General features: G+C 71.5%; 11 protein-coding genes. 7 read left to right on the top strand and 4 right to left on the bottom strand.

Annotation, left to right across the window (positions count from 1 at the left end; genetic code table 11):
• Positions 1–96: 96 nt before the first annotated feature.
• The 4 genes from araA to ACZ6NC_RS01270 form a co-directional block, all read right to left on the bottom strand.
• Positions 97–1,605, bottom strand: coding sequence for an L-arabinose isomerase (araA, locus tag ACZ6NC_RS01285; protein ID WP_465727677.1), 1,509 nt, complete (start codon positions 1,603–1,605; stop codon positions 97–99).
• Between the two features lie 11 nt (positions 1,606–1,616).
• The gene (locus ACZ6NC_RS01280; protein ID WP_465727675.1) at positions 1,617–2,312 is read right to left on the bottom strand and encodes an L-ribulose-5-phosphate 4-epimerase; all 696 of its coding nucleotides are present in this window, start codon (positions 2,310–2,312) and stop codon (positions 1,617–1,619) included.
• Positions 2,309–4,006 carry a ribulokinase gene (locus ACZ6NC_RS01275; protein WP_465727673.1) on the bottom strand — a complete coding sequence of 566 codons (1,698 nt, stop codon included), beginning with the start codon at positions 4,004–4,006 and terminating at the stop codon, positions 2,309–2,311. The genes ACZ6NC_RS01280 and ACZ6NC_RS01275 overlap by 4 nt, the downstream gene beginning before the upstream one ends.
• A gap of 330 nt (positions 4,007–4,336) precedes the next feature.
• Positions 4,337–5,371: a LacI family DNA-binding transcriptional regulator gene (locus ACZ6NC_RS01270; RefSeq protein ID WP_465727671.1), complete on the bottom strand. Its 1,035-nt coding sequence runs from the start codon at positions 5,369–5,371 to the stop codon at positions 4,337–4,339.
• Between the two features lie 455 nt (positions 5,372–5,826).
• Between ACZ6NC_RS01270 and chvE the strand changes: the two genes are divergently transcribed.
• From chvE to ACZ6NC_RS01235, 7 genes are all read left to right on the top strand, one after another.
• Positions 5,827–6,921 (top strand): multiple monosaccharide ABC transporter substrate-binding protein, encoded by a 1,095-nt coding sequence (chvE, locus tag ACZ6NC_RS01265; protein ID WP_465727669.1) that lies wholly within the window; start codon positions 5,827–5,829, stop codon positions 6,919–6,921.
• Between the two features lie 99 nt (positions 6,922–7,020).
• Complete coding sequence (gene mmsA, locus ACZ6NC_RS01260; protein WP_465727667.1) at positions 7,021–8,568, top strand: multiple monosaccharide ABC transporter ATP-binding protein; 1,548 nt, start codon at positions 7,021–7,023, stop codon at positions 8,566–8,568.
• 3 nt (positions 8,569–8,571) lie between these two features.
• Positions 8,572–9,807, top strand: a complete 1,236-nt coding sequence (gene mmsB, locus ACZ6NC_RS01255) for a multiple monosaccharide ABC transporter permease (protein WP_148647102.1) — start codon at positions 8,572–8,574, stop codon at positions 9,805–9,807.
• 299 nt (positions 9,808–10,106) lie between these two features.
• Entirely contained in the window at positions 10,107–12,755 is a 2,649-nt protein-coding gene (locus tag ACZ6NC_RS01250; RefSeq protein WP_465727664.1) for an RICIN domain-containing protein, read from the top strand.
• 154 nt (positions 12,756–12,909) lie between these two features.
• Positions 12,910–13,938 carry an expansin EXLX1 family cellulose-binding protein gene (locus ACZ6NC_RS01245; RefSeq protein ID WP_465727662.1) on the top strand — a complete coding sequence of 343 codons (1,029 nt, stop codon included), beginning with the start codon at positions 12,910–12,912 and terminating at the stop codon, positions 13,936–13,938.
• A gap of 131 nt (positions 13,939–14,069) precedes the next feature.
• Positions 14,070–14,600, top strand: coding sequence for a SigE family RNA polymerase sigma factor (locus tag ACZ6NC_RS01240; protein WP_465727660.1), 531 nt, complete (start codon positions 14,070–14,072; stop codon positions 14,598–14,600).
• Positions 14,597–15,373 carry a hypothetical protein gene (locus ACZ6NC_RS01235; protein WP_465727658.1) on the top strand — a complete coding sequence of 259 codons (777 nt, stop codon included), beginning with the start codon at positions 14,597–14,599 and terminating at the stop codon, positions 15,371–15,373. The genes ACZ6NC_RS01240 and ACZ6NC_RS01235 overlap by 4 nt, the downstream gene beginning before the upstream one ends.
• Positions 15,374–15,495: the final 122 nt, after the last annotated feature.

Here is a 15,495-nt window from a genome sequence, read left to right as displayed (position 1 = left end):
CGCCCCTCGACACGGAACCACCCCGTTGCTCACGGGGCTGCGGAACACGACGCCACCCGCCGGGCGGGCGGGCGTCGCCGGTGCTGGACCAAGGTCTCACAGCCCCTGGGACAGGCGGTGGTAGGCCTGGTTCCAGCGCAGTTCCTTGGTGAACCGACGAATGTTCGTGTCGTCGTCGATCACCAGCAGTTCGACGCCGAGCATCTCGGCGAGGTCCTCGAGCTCCTCGGCGCCGAGCGCGCCGGAGAGCACGGTGTGGTGCGGCGCGCCGGCCGTCAGCCAGGCCTCGGTGGAGGTGTGCAGATCCGGGCGCGGTTTCCAGACGGCGCGGGCGACGGGCAGGTGGGGCAGCGGCGCCGGCGGCTCCACCACGTCGACCTCGTTGGCGACCAGCCGGAAGCGGTCACCCAGGTCGGCGAGGCCGACCACCACGGCCGGGCCGGGTTCGGCGTCGAAGACCAGGCGGACCGGGTCCTCGCGCCCGCCGATGGCGAGCGGGTGGATCTCGCAGGAGGGCGTGGCGGCCGCGATGCTGGGGCAGACCTCCAGCATGTGCGCGCCGAGGATCAGCTCGCGGCCGAACTCCAGGTGGTAGGTGTAGTCCTCCATGAAGGAGGTACCGCCGGGCAGTCCGGTGGCAGCGACCTTGAGGGTGCGCAGCAGGGTGGCGGTCTTCCAGTCGCCCTCGCCGCCGAAGCCGTAGCCGTCGGCCATCAGTCGCTGCACCGCCAGACCGGGGAGCTGACGCAGCCCGCCGAGATCCTCGAAGTTGGTGGTGAAGGCTTTGAAACCGCCCTGTTCGAGGAAGCCGCGCAGGCCGAGTTCGATCCGCGCCGCGTAGCGCAGCGACTCGTGGCGCTCCCCGCCGGCCCGCAGCTCGGGGGCGAGGCGGTAGCCGTCCTCGTACTCCTTGACCAGCGCGGTGACGTCGCCGTCGTCCGTCGCGTCCACGGCGGCGACGAGGTCGTTGACGCCGTAGGTGTTGACGGAGACGCCGAAGCGGCGCTGGGCCTCGACCTTGTCGCCCTCGGTGACGGCGACGTCGCGCATGTTGTCGCCGAAGCGGGCGAGCTTGAGGCTGCGCAGTTCGGCGCGGCCGGCGGCGGCGCGGGCCCAGGTGGCAACCCTGGCGGAGACGGCCGGGTCGGTGACGTGTCCGGCGACGGTCTTGCGCGGGACGCCGAGGCGGGACTGGATGTAGCCGAACTCGCGGTCGCCGTGGGCGGCCTGGTTCAGGTTCATGAAGTCCATGTCGATGGTCTGCCAGGGCAGTTCGACATTGGCCTGGGTGTGCAGGTGGAGCAGCGGCTTCTGCAGGGCGTCCAGACCGGCGATCCACATCTTCGCCGGGGAGAACGTGTGCATCCAGGCGATCAGGCCGATGCAGCCGTCCTCGGAGTTGGCCTCCAGGCAGATCCGGCGGATCGCGTCGGCGTCCGTGAGGACGGGCTTCCAGACGACCTCGACCGGCAGGAGGAGGTCTCGGTTCAGGGCTTCGGCGATCCGCTGGGACTGTTCCGCGACCTGGCGCAGCGTGTCCTCGCCGTAGAGCCCTTGGCTGCCGGTCAGGAACCAGACCTCGCGGCCCTCCATCGGCTTCTTCATGGGGTGGCTCCTCACCGGCCCTGGGGCTGGCCGTAGACGTTCTGGTAACGGAAGTTGAGGCTGTCGATGTCCGCCTGCGCGATCGGCCGGGGCTCGCCGAGCTGACGGGAGAGGTGGACGGTGCGGGCGACGTCCTCGCACATCACCGCGGCCTTGACCGCGGCCTTGGCGTCCTTGCCGATGGTGAAGACGCCGTGGTTCTGCATCAGGACGGCGGGCGAGCGGTGGCCCTTGAGGGTGTCCACGATGCCCCGGCCGATCGAGTCGTCGCCGATCAGGGCGAAGGGGCCGACCGGGATCTCGGCGCCGAACTCGTCGGCCATCGCGGTCAGGACGCAGGGGACGGCCTCAGCCCGGGCCGCCCAGGCGCAGGCGTAGGTGGAGTGGGTGTGGACCACTCCACCTACCTCGGGCATGTGGCGGTAGACGTAGGCGTGCGCGGCGGTGTCCGAGGACGGCGCGTGGGCTCCCTCGACGACGTTGCCGTCCAGGTCGCAGACGATCATGTTCTGCGGCGACAGGTCGTCGTAGGAGACGCCACTGGGCTTGATGACCAGCAGGTCCGCTCCCGGGACGCGGGCGGAGACGTTACCGGCGGTCCAGACCACCAGGTTGTAGCGGACCAGCTCCTGATGCAGGTCGCTGACCTGGCGGCGGATGGCGTCGATGGTCGCGTTGATCGCGTTGGTCGCGTTGGTCGCGTTCACAGGGCCTCGCTCGGTGTGGTGAGGGCGGCGTTGCGGATGTCACGCAGGCGGTGCAGGAGCTTGTCGGCCCCGAGACCGAAGTGGTCGTGCAGGGCGCGGTACTCGGCGAAGAGCCGGTCGTAGGCGTCGGCGGCGGCCGGATCGGGCTGGTACGCGCCCCGCCGCACCCGGCCCATGGCCTCGGCCGCGCTCCGCACGTCCGGGTACGCCCCGGCGGCGACCGCGGCGTGGATCGCGGATCCGAGGGCGGGGCCCTGCTCCGACTCGGCGACCGAGACCGGGCGGCGCAGCACGTCGGCGTAGATCTGCATCAGCAGGGCGTTCTTCTTGAGGCCGCCGGTGACGATGAACTCGGTGACGGGGACCCCGCCCTGCTCCAGGGCCTCGACGATGACGCGGGTGCCGAAGGCGGTGGCCTCCAGCAGGGCCCGGTAGATCTCCTCGGGTCGGGTGGCCAGGGTGAGCCCGACGATCACGCCGGACAGGTGGTGGTCCACCAGCGTGGAACGGTTGCCGTTCATCCAGTCGAGTGCCACCAGGCCGTGCGCGCCGACGGGTTGGTCGGCGGCCTTGCGGGTGAGCAGCCGGTGCAGGTCCTCGCCGCCGGCCTCGGCCTCGGCCAGGTAGTCCGCGGGGACGCCCTGGCGCAGCCACCAGGCGAAGATGTCGCCGACGGCGCTCTGCCCGGCCTCGTAGCCGTAGGAGCCGGCGACGATGCCGTCCTCGACCACGCCGCAGATGCCGGGGACGTCGGCGAGCGCCGCGCCGTTGACGACGTGACAGGTGGACGTGCCCATGATGGCGAGGAGTTGGCCGTTGTCGACGGCGCGGGCGGCCGGTGCCGCGACGTGCGCGTCGACGTTGCCGGCGGCGACCGCGATCCCCTCGGGCAGGCCGGTCCATCGTGCCGCCTGCGCGGTGAGCGAGCCGACCCGGGAGCCGAGCGGGGAGAGCGGGTGCTCCAGGCGGGTGCGGGCGAAGTCGGCGAACCCGGGGTGGAGCGCGGCGAGGTAGTCCTCGCTCGGGTAGCTCCCGTCCTGGTGGATGCCCTTGTACCCGGCGGTGCAGGTGTTGCGGCTCTCGGCCCCGGTGAGCTGCCAGACGATCCAGTCGGCGGCTTCGATCCAGCGCTCGGTCGCGGTGTAGACGGCCGGGTCCTCCTCCAGGACCTGCAACGCCTTGGCGTACTGCCACTCCGCGGAGATCCGCCCGCCGTAGCGGGAGATCCACTTCTCACCCCGGGTGTGGGCCAGGGCGTTGATGCGGTCCGCCTGGGCCTGGGCGGCGTGGTGCTTCCAGAGCTTGGGCCAGGCGTGCGGGCGGGTCGCCCAGTCGGCCGTCTCGGCGAGCGGGGTGCCGTCGGCGAGTACCGGCAGGACGGTGCAGGCCGTGAAGTCGGTGGCGATCCCGATGACGTGCGCGGGGTCGACGCCGGCGGCGGCGAGTGCGGCCGGGACGGCGGTCTGCAGCACCTCGCGCCAGTCCCCGGGGTGCTGCAGCGCCCAGTCTGGCGGCAACGGCCTTCCCGTGCCGGGCAGTTCGCGCTCGATGACGGCGTGCGGGTACTCGTGGACGGCGGTGGCGACCTCCTCGCCGTCGCGCACGCGGACCACAACGGCGCGGCCGGAGAGGGTGCCGAAGTCGATCCCGACGACGTATCTCTCCGGGTCGGGGGCAGCGGGATTCACGGTCACCTCATCATCCTTCGTACGGGGGCCAGGCATTGGGGCGACACACCTGTGGTGTCGCCTGTCGCCGGTGGATCCGCAGCCGGGGCAGGGGGGCAGCTCACCGGCGACAGGCTCCGTTCCGCGGCCTCCCCCTCAGGAGGGCGGAACGAGGGACCACCGGCCGGGCGCCCAGAAGCGGGAAATGGCGGCGCCTGGCCGGTGGAGTGGGTGGGCGTTTCGCTCGTGTTAACGCTCACAGAAATTGTGAGCGTTAACATTGGACGTGTCAAGGGAAGTTCCCTCGCCGGGCGTCCGCAGGCCCGGGCGGTCAGCGCGGCGCGCGGCGCCGGCGGTTCACCGGCGGACGACCGGGCCCACGCTGCGGCGCAGCACCAGCTCGGGCTGGATCCGCACGTGGCTCGGGGCGGACCTCGCATCGCCCTCCAGCTCCCCCAGCAGCAGCTCCAGCGCCCGCCTGCCGAGTTCGCCGAAGTCCTGCCGCACGGTGGTCAGCGGCGGGATGAAGTAGGCGGCCTCCGGGATGTCGTCGAAGCCGACCACACTGATCTCCTCGGGCACCGACCGGCCGCCCTCGTTCAGGGCGCGCAGCAGGCCGAGGGCCATGTGGTCGTTGGCGCAGAAGACGGCCGTGACATCGGGCAGTCGCGCGATCCGCAACCCGGCCTGGTAGCCCGAGCGGGCGCTCCAGTCGCCCCGCTCCACCTCCGGCACGGGAGCCCCCGCCGCCTGCAGCGTGAGGCGCCAGCCCTCCTCGCGGTCCTGGCTCTCCAGCCAGTTGGACGGTCCGGCCACGTGGTGCACGGTGCGGTGGCCCAGGTCGAGCAGGTGCCCGGTGGCCTCGCCCGCACCCTCGCGGTTGCCCACCGACACCATGGGCACCTGGGTCTGGTTGCCCGATCCGACCGCGACGACCGGCACCGAGCTGGAGAGCCGGGCCACGGCACTGACGGCGGAGGTCTGCGGCGCGATCACCACGACGCCCTCCACTCCCTGGTCGCGCAGCCGGTCGACGGCCTCCTGGACCGACCGGCCGTCAAGGGAGCGCAGGCTGGTCACGCTCACGAAGTACCCGGCGCTGCGAGCGGCCTGCTCGATGCCCTCCAGCATCGAGGCCGGTCCGTAGAGCGTCGAGTCGAAGCTGACCACGCCGAGGGTCTGCGAGCGGCGGGTGACCAGGGCGCGGGCGGCGGAGTTGGGCCGGTAGTCCAGTTCGCGGATGGCGGCCAGCACGCGCTCCCGGGTGTCCGGCCGCACGTGCGGGGCGCCGTTGAGCACCCGGGACACCGTCTGGTGGGACACACCCGCCAGTTTCGCCACGTCCGCCATCACGGGCTGGCGCTGTTCCGTCCCGGCACTCTCGGTTCCCACGGGCTCTCCCCTCCTCGGCTGCCGCCCACAGTACGCGACCAGGCCCGGGCCGTTCCGTCACCCTCGGTCGAAGGACGCGGCACTCTTCGCGCCGGCCGCCCGGGCCACCGGCGGGGCGGGCCCGCCCGCGGCGACCGGACACCGGCCGGACCGCCTGCGGGTGGCGCCGCCGTCGCCCCCGATCCGCCGTCGCCCCCGATCCGCAGCCGGCGACGCGCCGCCCGGCCGCGACCGCCCGGGGGTCAACGCCAGATCTCGGGGATCCAACGATGCCCCGAACCCTCTTGACTCCAACAGATGTGAGCGTTAACACTCATGTAACGCCAGGCCAGGGCGGCCGCCACCCCGACGCCCCACAGCCCGAGGGACCGCTCCCGGCCGGCCTCGCCCGACCGCTCCCAGCCGCCCAGTCAGAGGACGCGCTGTGCCGGTCGCGGAACACCACTGGAGGAACTGTGCGGAAGATTTCGGCGGGCCTGGTCGCCGCGGGCCTGGTGCTCTCGTTGGCGGCCTGCGGCCAGAGCACCAACGGAGCGGGCGACGGCGCGGCCAAGGGGGACGCCAAGGGCGGTCTGGTCGGCATCGCGATGCCGACGAAGTCGTCGGAACGCTGGATCAACGACGGCACCAACATGGTCAAGGAGTTCCAGGCCAAGGGCTACAAGACCGACCTGCAGTACGGCGACAACGTGGTGGAGAACCAGGTCTCCCAGGTGGAGAACATGATCACCAAGGGCGCCAAGCTGCTGGTGATCGCCGCCATCGACGGCTCCTCCCTCACCAACGTGCTGCAGAAGGCCGCCGACGCGCACATCCCGGTGATCTCCTACGACCGGCTGATCCGCGGCACGCAGAACGTCGACTACTACGCGACGTTCGACAACTACAAGGTCGGCGTCCTCCAGGGCAGCTACATCGTCGACAAGCTCGGCCTCAAGGACGGCAAGGGCCCGTTCAACATCGAGCTGTTCGCCGGCTCGCCGGACGACAACAACGCCACCTTCTTCTTCAACGGCGCGATGAGCGCCCTCAAGCCGTACGTCGACGACAAGAAACTGGTCGTGCAGAGCGGCCAGACCGCCTTCAACCAGGTCGCCACACTGCGCTGGGACGGCGCTCTCGCCCAGTCCAGGATGGACAACCTGCTGAGCAAGTCGTACACCAGCGCCCGCGTCGACGCCGTGCTCTCCCCCTACGACGGCATTTCGATCGGCATCCTCTCCTCGCTCAAGGGCGTCGGGTACGGCGCCGGGAAGTCGCTGCCCGTCGTCACCGGCCAGGACGGCGAGCTGGCCTCGGTGAAGTCGATCATCGCCGGCGAGCAGACCCAGACCGTCTACAAGGACACCCGCCAGCTGGCCAAGGCCGCCGTCCAGATGGGCGACGCGCTGCTGACCGGCGGCAAGCCCGAGGTCAACGACACCAGCCAGTACAACAACGGCGTGAAGACCGTTCCGGCACAGCTGCTCCAGCCGGTCAGCGTCGACAAGGACAACTACCAGAAGGTCCTGGTCGACAGCGGTCAGTACACCGCGGACCAGCTCAAGTAGCCCGCGGGGCCCGCTCGACGGGCCCCGTGCCGAACCGGCGGTGCGGAGCCCGGGGGCTCTCCCCCACCGCACCGCCCCGAACGATACGGACGCACAACCATGGCTGGACCCGTTCTCGAGATGCGGTCGATCAGCAAGTCGTTCCCCGGTGTCAAGGCGCTCTCCGAGGTCAACCTGACCGTCGCCGCCGGTGAGGTGCACGCCGTCTGCGGCGAGAACGGCGCCGGCAAGTCCACCCTGATGAAGGTGCTCAGCGGCGTCTACCCGCACGGCAGCTACGAGGGCGAGATCCTCTTCGAGGGCGAGCCCTGCCGGTTCAAGGACATCCGGGCCAGCGAGCAGCGCGGCATCGTCATCATCCACCAGGAACTGGCGCTGGTTCCGTACCTCTCCATCGCCGAGAACGTCTTCCTCGGCAACGAGCACGCCACCCGGGGCATCATCAACTGGCGCCGGACACTCACCCACGCCGCGGAGCTGCTCCGCCAGGTCGGCCTCGACGAGAGCCCGCACACCCGGATCGCCGACCTCGGCGTGGGAAAGCAGCAGCTGGTCGAGATCGCCAAGGCGCTCGCCAAGAAGGTCAAGCTGCTCATCCTGGACGAGCCGACCGCCGCGCTGAACGACGAGGACAGCCGCAAGCTGCTCGACCTGATTCTGGAGCTCAAGGCGCAGGGCATCGCCTGCATCATCATCTCCCACAAGCTGAACGAGATCGCCCGGGTCGCCGACGCCGTGACCATCCTGCGCGACGGGCAGACCATCGAGACCATCGCGATCGGCTCCGGGGGCATCTCCGAGGAACGGATCATCCGGGGCATGGTCGGCCGCGACCTGGAGCACCGCTACCCCGAACGCGCCGCGGACATCGGCGAGGTCGCCTTCGAGGTCGAGGACTGGAGCGTGCGGCACCCCATCGACCAGCAACGCATGGTGGTCGACGGCGCCTCGCTGAACGTGCGGCGCGGCGAGATCGTCGGCATCGCCGGCCTGATGGGCGCCGGCCGCACCGAGCTGGCCATGAGCGTCTTCGGCCGCTCGTACGGCCGATGGGCCGCCGGCCGGGTGCGGCTGCACGGCCGGGAGATCCGCACCCGCACGGTGCCCGAGGCGATCGGGCACGGCATCGCGTACGTCACCGAGGACCGCAAACAGCTCGGCCTCAACCTCATCGACGACATCAGCCGGAACATCTCGCTGAGCGCGCTCGGCAAGGTCGCGCGGTACGGCCGGGTCAACCGGCACGAGGAGGCCCGGGTCGCCGAGTCCTTCCGGCGCACCATGAACATCAAGGCCCCGACGGTGTTCACCCGGACCGGCACGCTCAGCGGCGGCAACCAGCAGAAGGTCGTCCTCAGCAAGTGGATCTTCGCCGAACCGGAGGTGCTGATCCTCGACGAGCCCACCCGCGGCATCGACATCGGCGCGAAGGCGGAGATCTACACCGTCATCGCCGAGTTGGCCGCCCAGGGCAAGGCCGTGCTCGTCATCTCGTCCGAACTCCCCGAACTCCTGGGCCTGTGCGACCGGATCTACACCATGGCCGAAGGCCGGATCACCGGCCAGGCGGCCCGCGCCGACGCGACCCAGGAATCCCTCATGCGACTCATGACCATGAGCGCCGCATCCAGCAACGAGCAGGTGTAAGGCATGGCCCAGACCGAGATCATCCCGGATTCGTCCCCGAAGACACCGCAGGCCGGCCCGAGCCCTGCCATCGGCGGTGTGCTGGCCCGCGCGCTGCGCGGCAACGTACGCCAGTACGGCATGCTGGTCGCCCTCGCGCTGATCGTGCTGCTGTTCCAGATCTGGACCGACGGCATCCTGCTCCAGCCGCTCAACATCACCAACCTGATCCAGCAGAACGGCTACATCCTCATCCTGGCGATCGGGATGATGATCGTCATCATCGCCGGGCACATCGACCTCTCAGTCGGTTCCCTGGCCGCCTTCGTCGGGGCCGCCGCCGCGGTGATGATGGTGAAGCACCACGTGCCGTGGCCCGTGGCGATGCTGGCCGCCCTGGTGATCGGCGCCCTCGCCGGGGCCTGGCAGGGCTTCTGGATCGCCTACCTGGGGATCCCGTCGTTCATCGTCACCCTGGCGGGCATGCTGCTGTTCCGCGGCGGCACCCAGATCCTGTTGCAGGGCCAGTCGGTGGCGCCGTTCCCCAAGGGCTTCCAGAGCATCAGCAGCGGCTTCCTCCCCGAGGTCGGCCCGCACACCAACTACCACAACCTCACCCTGCTGCTGGGCCTCGCGGTCCTGGCCGTCGCGATCCTGCAGGAGGTCCGCGGCCGGCGGCAGACCGCCTCGTACGGGCTTGAGCTGCTCCCGCTCGGGCTCTTCCTCGTCAAACTGGCCGTGATCACCGCCGCCGTGGTGGTCTTCACCCTGCTGCTGGCCAGCTACCACGGCGTCCCGATCGTGCTGCTGATCCTCGGCGCGCTGCTGGTCGGTTTCGGCTACCTGATGCGCAACTCGATCATCGGGCGGCACACCTACGCCATCGGCGGCAACGAGGCGGCCGCGAAGCTGTCCGGGGTGAAGAGCAAGCGGGTCGTCTTCCTCGCCTTCACCAACATGGGCGTCCTGGCGGCGCTGGCCGGGCTGGTCTTCGCGGCACGTCTCAACGCCGGTACGCCGCAGGCCGGCATCAACTTCGAGCTGGAGGCGATCGCCGCCGCGTTCATCGGCGGCGCCTCGGCCAGCGGCGGCGTGGGCACCGTCCTCGGCGCGATCATCGGCGGCCTGGTGCTGGGCGTGCTCAACAACGGCATGTCACTCGTCGGCATCGGGACCGACTACCAGCAGGTCATCAAGGGTCTGGTGCTGCTCGCGGCCGTCGGCTTCGACGTCTACAACAAGCGCCGGGCCGGTTCCTGACACCGTCCCCCGCCGCGGGCGAGCCCGCCGGTGACCGGAAAAGCGCACGGTGGTCGACCATCCGACCACCGTGCGCTTTCCGTTGCCCCGACGGTGCGGGCGGGACGAGGGAAGAGCGCCGCACACACCTCGGCCGGAATTCCTTCGAGTGAGCGGCAACCTCTTCCGCCACGGCGGCAACTGACAGGTGACCCCGAGGGCGGATACGCCCGGGTCGTCCGATCCCACCGCCGTCCGCCACCGCGCACCGCCGATCCGGGCGAGTGTACGACGGCAGGGCCGAAGCAAGGAGTAGCCCCATGAACGAGACGGATCCCGCATCGCACGGTCGCGGCCGACGCTTCCGCGCGACCGGTGACGTGCGGCGCCCCCGCGGGCGCCACCGTCGGCGCTGGACCACTCTGGGCCTGGCGCTGGGTGTACCCGGTGTGCTCGGCCCGTACCTGCTGTTCGTGCAGGCCGACTCGAAGGCCGCGTCGGTGGATCCCGACGCCTACTACACGCTGGTGTCCGTCCGCAGTGACAAGGCGCTGGACGTGCCCGGGGCGGACACCGCCGACGGCGCCTGGATCCGGCAGATGAACCGCGTGGCCGGGTCCGTGAGCCAGCAGTGGCGGCTGAGGCTGGCGGGGGACGGCTACTACGAGCTGGAGAACCGCAGCAGCCACAAGGTCCTCGGGGTGCGCGGTGATGCCTCACGGTCCGCCGCCGCCATCGAGCAGCAGACCGACCACGCCTCCGCCGCGCAGCAGTGGCGGACGCAGGATGTCGGCGATGGCGTGGTGAAGTTCGTCTCCCGCAGCAGCGGCATGGTGCTGGACGTGTGGGGCGGCGGCAGCGACGAGGGCGTACCGCTCATCCAGTACGCCGACCGCGGCAGCACCAACCAGCAGTGGCGGCTGGTCAAGGTGTCCGGCACGGGCGGGTACACCTGGCACAACGCGCAGATCGTCGGTGGCGGCTTCGTCACCGGACTGGTCTTCAACCCCGCCCGCAAGGACCTCCTCTACGCCCGGACCGACATCGGCGGCGCGTACCGCTGGGACGCGGCCGCCGCCCGGTGGACGTCGCTGACCGACTGGATCGGTGGCGCCGACTGGAACCTGCTGGGGATCGAGAGCCTGGCGACCGACCCGGTCGACCCCAACCGGCTGTACCTCGCGAGCGGCACCTACACCAACGACTGGGCGGGCAACGGCGCGATCCTCCGCTCCACCGACCAGGGCAGGACGTTCCAGCGCACCGACCTGCCGTTCAAGCTGGGCGGCAACGAGGACGGCCGGTCCATGGGCGAGCGGCTGGCGGTGGACCCTTCCAACCACGGCACGCTCTACCTGGGCACCCGCAAGAACGGCCTCTGGCGCAGCACCGACTACGGCGCGACCTGGAGCCAGGTCGGCAGCTTCCCCGTCAAGGACGGTGCGAGCAGCGGGGTCGGCCTGTCCTTCGTGACCTTCGGCCCGTCCGGCAGCAGGACGATCTACGTCGGGGTGGCCGACAAGTCGACCTCGCTGTACCGCTCCACCGACGGCGGCGCCACCTGGCAGGCCGTCCCCGGCCAGCCGACGGGGCAGCTGCCGCAGCACGGTGTGCTGTCCGGCGACGGCTCGTTCTACCTGACGTACACCAACGCGCCCGGCCCGAACGGTGTGACGGCCGGATCGGTGTGGAAGTACACGCCGTCCACCGGGGCCTGGAAGAACATCTCGCCGTCCAGCGGCAGTTACGGCTTCGCCGGCTTGGCGGTGGACCCGCAGCACCCGGCCACGGTGATGGTCACCACGCTGGACCGCTGGTGGCCCTCCGACGAGCTGTACCGCTCGACCGACGGCGGCGCCACCTGGAAGCCGCTCGGCGCGAGCTCGGAGCGGGACAGCTCCGCGGCGCCGTACGTGGGGACCGGCATCGGGCACTGGATGGGCGCACTGGCCATCGACCCCTTCGACTCCGGGCACGTGCTGTACGGCACCGGCTCGGGCATGTGGGGAAGCAACGACGTGACCGCGGCGGACGGCGGGCGTCCGACGCACTGGACCATTCCGGCCAAGGGGCTGGAGGAGACCGCGACGCTCGGGCTGGTCAAGCCACCCGGTCTCCCGCTGATCAGCGCGCTCGGCGACGTCGGCGGATTCCGGCACGACGACCTGACCAAGGTCCCCGCCAAGGCGGTGAGCGGTCCGCTGTTCACCAACACCACCGGCATCGACTTCGCCCAGGGGAAGCCGGAGTTCATGGTGCGGGTCGGCCTCGGCGGCGCGCAGCACGGCGCCTACTCGACGGACGGCGGAGCCGGCTGGACGCCCTTCGCGGCGGCTCCGGTGGGCGACGCGGGCGGCGGTTCCGCGGCCGTCTCGACGGACGGCGGCACCGTGGTGTGGACCCCCGCGGGCCAGGCTCCGTTCTTCTCGACCAACCGCGGTGCGTCCTGGGCGGCGGTCTCCGGCCTGCCGAAGGACGCGGCCGTGGTGGCCGACCGTTCGGCGGCGAACACCTTCTACGCCCTCAGCGGCGGCACCCTGTACGCCGGCACCGACGGCGGGAGGCATTTCGCCGCCCGGGCGACCGGCCTGGGCGACGGGCAGCTCAAGGCGGTCCCGGGCGTCGCCGGTGACCTGTGGATCGCCGGTGGGAGCAACGGGCTCCGGCACTCCACCGACGGCGGGGCGAGCTTCCGCAGGCTCGACGGCGTGGAGCAGGCGGCCGCCGTCGGCTTCGGCAAGGCTGCGCCCGGCGCCGGCTACCAGGCCCTCTACCTCAGCGGGAAGGTGAAGGGAGTCACCGGCCTGTTCCGCTCCACCGACGGCGGCTCGACCTGGGTCCGGATCAACGACGACCAGCACCAGTTCGGCGGGAGCGTCGTCAACGTCATCACCGGCGACCCCGACGTCTACGGCCGGGTGTACCTGGGCGGCTACGGCCGCGGTGTGGTGTACGGCGACCCGTCCTGACCGGCACGGCCCGGGGGCGGGCGGCGGATCCGCGTCGCCCGCCCCCGGAGCCGGCCCGAAAAAACCTGCGCCGGAACGGCAACCTTTCCGTCTCCGGCGCCCACTGGTCAGTGCAACGTCGAGGCGATCTACCGAATGGATGGCAATGAGGGCAATGAAGCACGCCGCCCCGCAGTCGAACCGCAGGCGTGGGCTGGTCATGGGCATACCGTTGGCGCTGGTGGCGGTCGGTGTGCTGGTGTGCCTGGCCTTCGCGCTCCTGCCGGGCAGCGGGGGCGGCGGCACCGACGCCGGGGTGCCGGCCGCCGCGTCCGTCGGGGCCACCGAGCCGAGCACCCCGCCGGGCTTCACCGCCCCGGCCGCTGCCACGCCCTCGGCGGCGCCGCCGTCGGTCACCACCTCCCCGCCCCCGCCCTCTGCCACGGGTACCCCGTCACCGTCCGCCACCCCCACGTCGCGGCCGTCGGCTGCCACGGCCACCCCGTCGCCCTCGGCCACCACGGTCACCACGTCGCCATCGGCAGCCACCACCAGTGCCCGCACCGCACCGGCCACGGCGTCCCTGGCCGGGCGGATCAAGCCCGGGGCGAGCTACCAGGGCGTCGCGACGTCCTACGACGCCGCCGACGGCAACGGCGCCTGCTCGTTCGGCCCGTCCGGTGACCTCATGATCGCGGCGATGAACCACACAGACTACGAGTCGTCCAAGGCCTGCGGGGCGTCCGTGCTCGTCCGCGCCGCCAACGGCGCGAGCATCACGGTGCGGATCGTCAACGAGTGCCCCTTGCCCTGCGCGCCCGGGCAGCTCGACCTCAGCCACGAGGCCTTCGCCAAGCTCGCCGAGCTCTCGGTGGGCCGCCTCCCGATCACCTGGACGCTGCTGAGCCCCGGCACGGCACCGGACACGATGTCGATCCGGTACAAGACCGGATCCACCCAGTGGTGGTGCGGAATCCAGGTGATCGGCCACCGGAACCCGGTGGCGGCACTGGAGGTCCGGACCGCCGACGGCTGGCGGCAGCTGTCCCGCACCGACTACAACTACTTCCTTTCCCCCGACGGCAGCGGGTGCGGCGGACCGATCAGGGTCACCGACGTCTACGGGGAACAAGTGACCGTCGACGGGATCGCGGTGAAGCCGGACTCCGCCCAGCCGACCCGAGTCCAGTTCGCCCGGCATTGACCGCGCCGCTCACCCGTCGGCCGGCGGCGGTCCCCCGCCAGGGCGACCACCGCCCCGCCCCGGAGACGTGCACTGCTAGGCTCACGCTGATTGTTAACGCTCACACTTCAGGGAGAGGGCGACCGGGGGAAATGCTCCTCGATGACGCGTCCGCGGAGTTCCACGACTTCTTCGAACGCCATTACGCCGAACTCGCCCGTCTCGCCCACCTCCTCACCGGCGAGACGGACGCGGCCGACGACCTCGCCGCGGACGCCCTGATCGCCCTGTGGCAGCGCTGGGACCGGCTCCGCGCGGCCGACCACCCACTCGCCTACGCCCGCGGGGTGGTGGCCAACATGGCGCGGGCCCGGATCCGCAGCGCGGTCCGCGAGCGGCGGCGGATCCTGCTGTTCTGGTCCCGCGCCCCGGAGAGGACGGACGGCCCGGACGTGGCCGCCGTGCTGGACGTCCGTACGGCGCTCGCCCGGCTGCCGTTCCGCAAGCGGGCGTGCGTGGTGCTGCGCCACGCCTTCGACCTGTCGGAGAAGGACACCGCCGTGGCGCTCGGCATATCGGTCGGTACGGTGAAGAGCCAGACCTCGAAGGGGATGGCCGAGCTGGAACGCGCACTCGGCGCACGAGCGGTCGACGAACTGGCGACAGGAAGGAGGAACCGGTGAACGAGCACACCACCCGGCGGCTGCGCGAGGCCGCCGAGGCCCACCAGCCCGACCGCGCACGGATCCTGGCACGCGTCGAGCGCGGCGCGGCCGGCCCTCCCGTCCGTCACCGCACGCGGTCGGGCCTGAGGTCTTGGCCCAGGGCCGCCCTCGCCGGCCTCGCCACCGCCGGCATCCTGGCGACCGGCGGTCTCGCCGTCGCCGGCATCGCCCGGACTTCGCCGTCGGACACCGTCACCACCGCGCCGGCCGCCCCCTCCCTCACGGCCACTCCCACTCCGACACCCTCTGCTCCCCCGACTGGCACCGCCCCGGCGCCGGCACCGGCCGCCACCAGCCCGGCCGGTCCGCGCCCGACCCCGTCGACGAGCAGCCGGGCCCAGAACGGGCCGCTGTGGTCGGAGGGATCGATCGACCAGCACAGCACCGTCTACTGGGGCCAGACCAACCTCGTCCTCAGGACCACCCAGCCACTCGGCTCGCTCACCGTCGAGCTGCGCATCGCCCAGACCGGCGACGTACGGGACACCGGAAACTGGCGGACCCTGCCGACCGACGACTTCACCGTCACCGCCCGGGAGTCCGGCGGTGCGCTGGTCTACCGCTGGGTGCTCAAGCCAGGCCGCACGGTACCGGCCGGGCAGCACGAGTTCGCCGGCCAGTACAACCACGCGACCGGAGCGCGCAGCGCCGCGAGCGACAGCTACCGGGTCGACGCCCAGTCGGCGGGCGGCCCCGCGTCGGTCTGGGGAGGCTTCTCCCCGGGCCGGTGAAGGCTCGACGGCTCCTCCGGGAGCGGGCCGGGGGGGGGGGGGACAAGGGCGGTTCCCCCCCCGGGGGGGGGAGGTCGCAACAACCCCAAGGGGGGGGAGGGGTAGGGGGGTTCCCCGAGGTG

Source organism: Kitasatospora sp. NPDC041988, assembly GCF_055588525.1.
The sequence above is the reverse complement of the archived record's forward strand: the minus strand, read 5'-3'. Positions and strand labels throughout refer to the sequence as shown.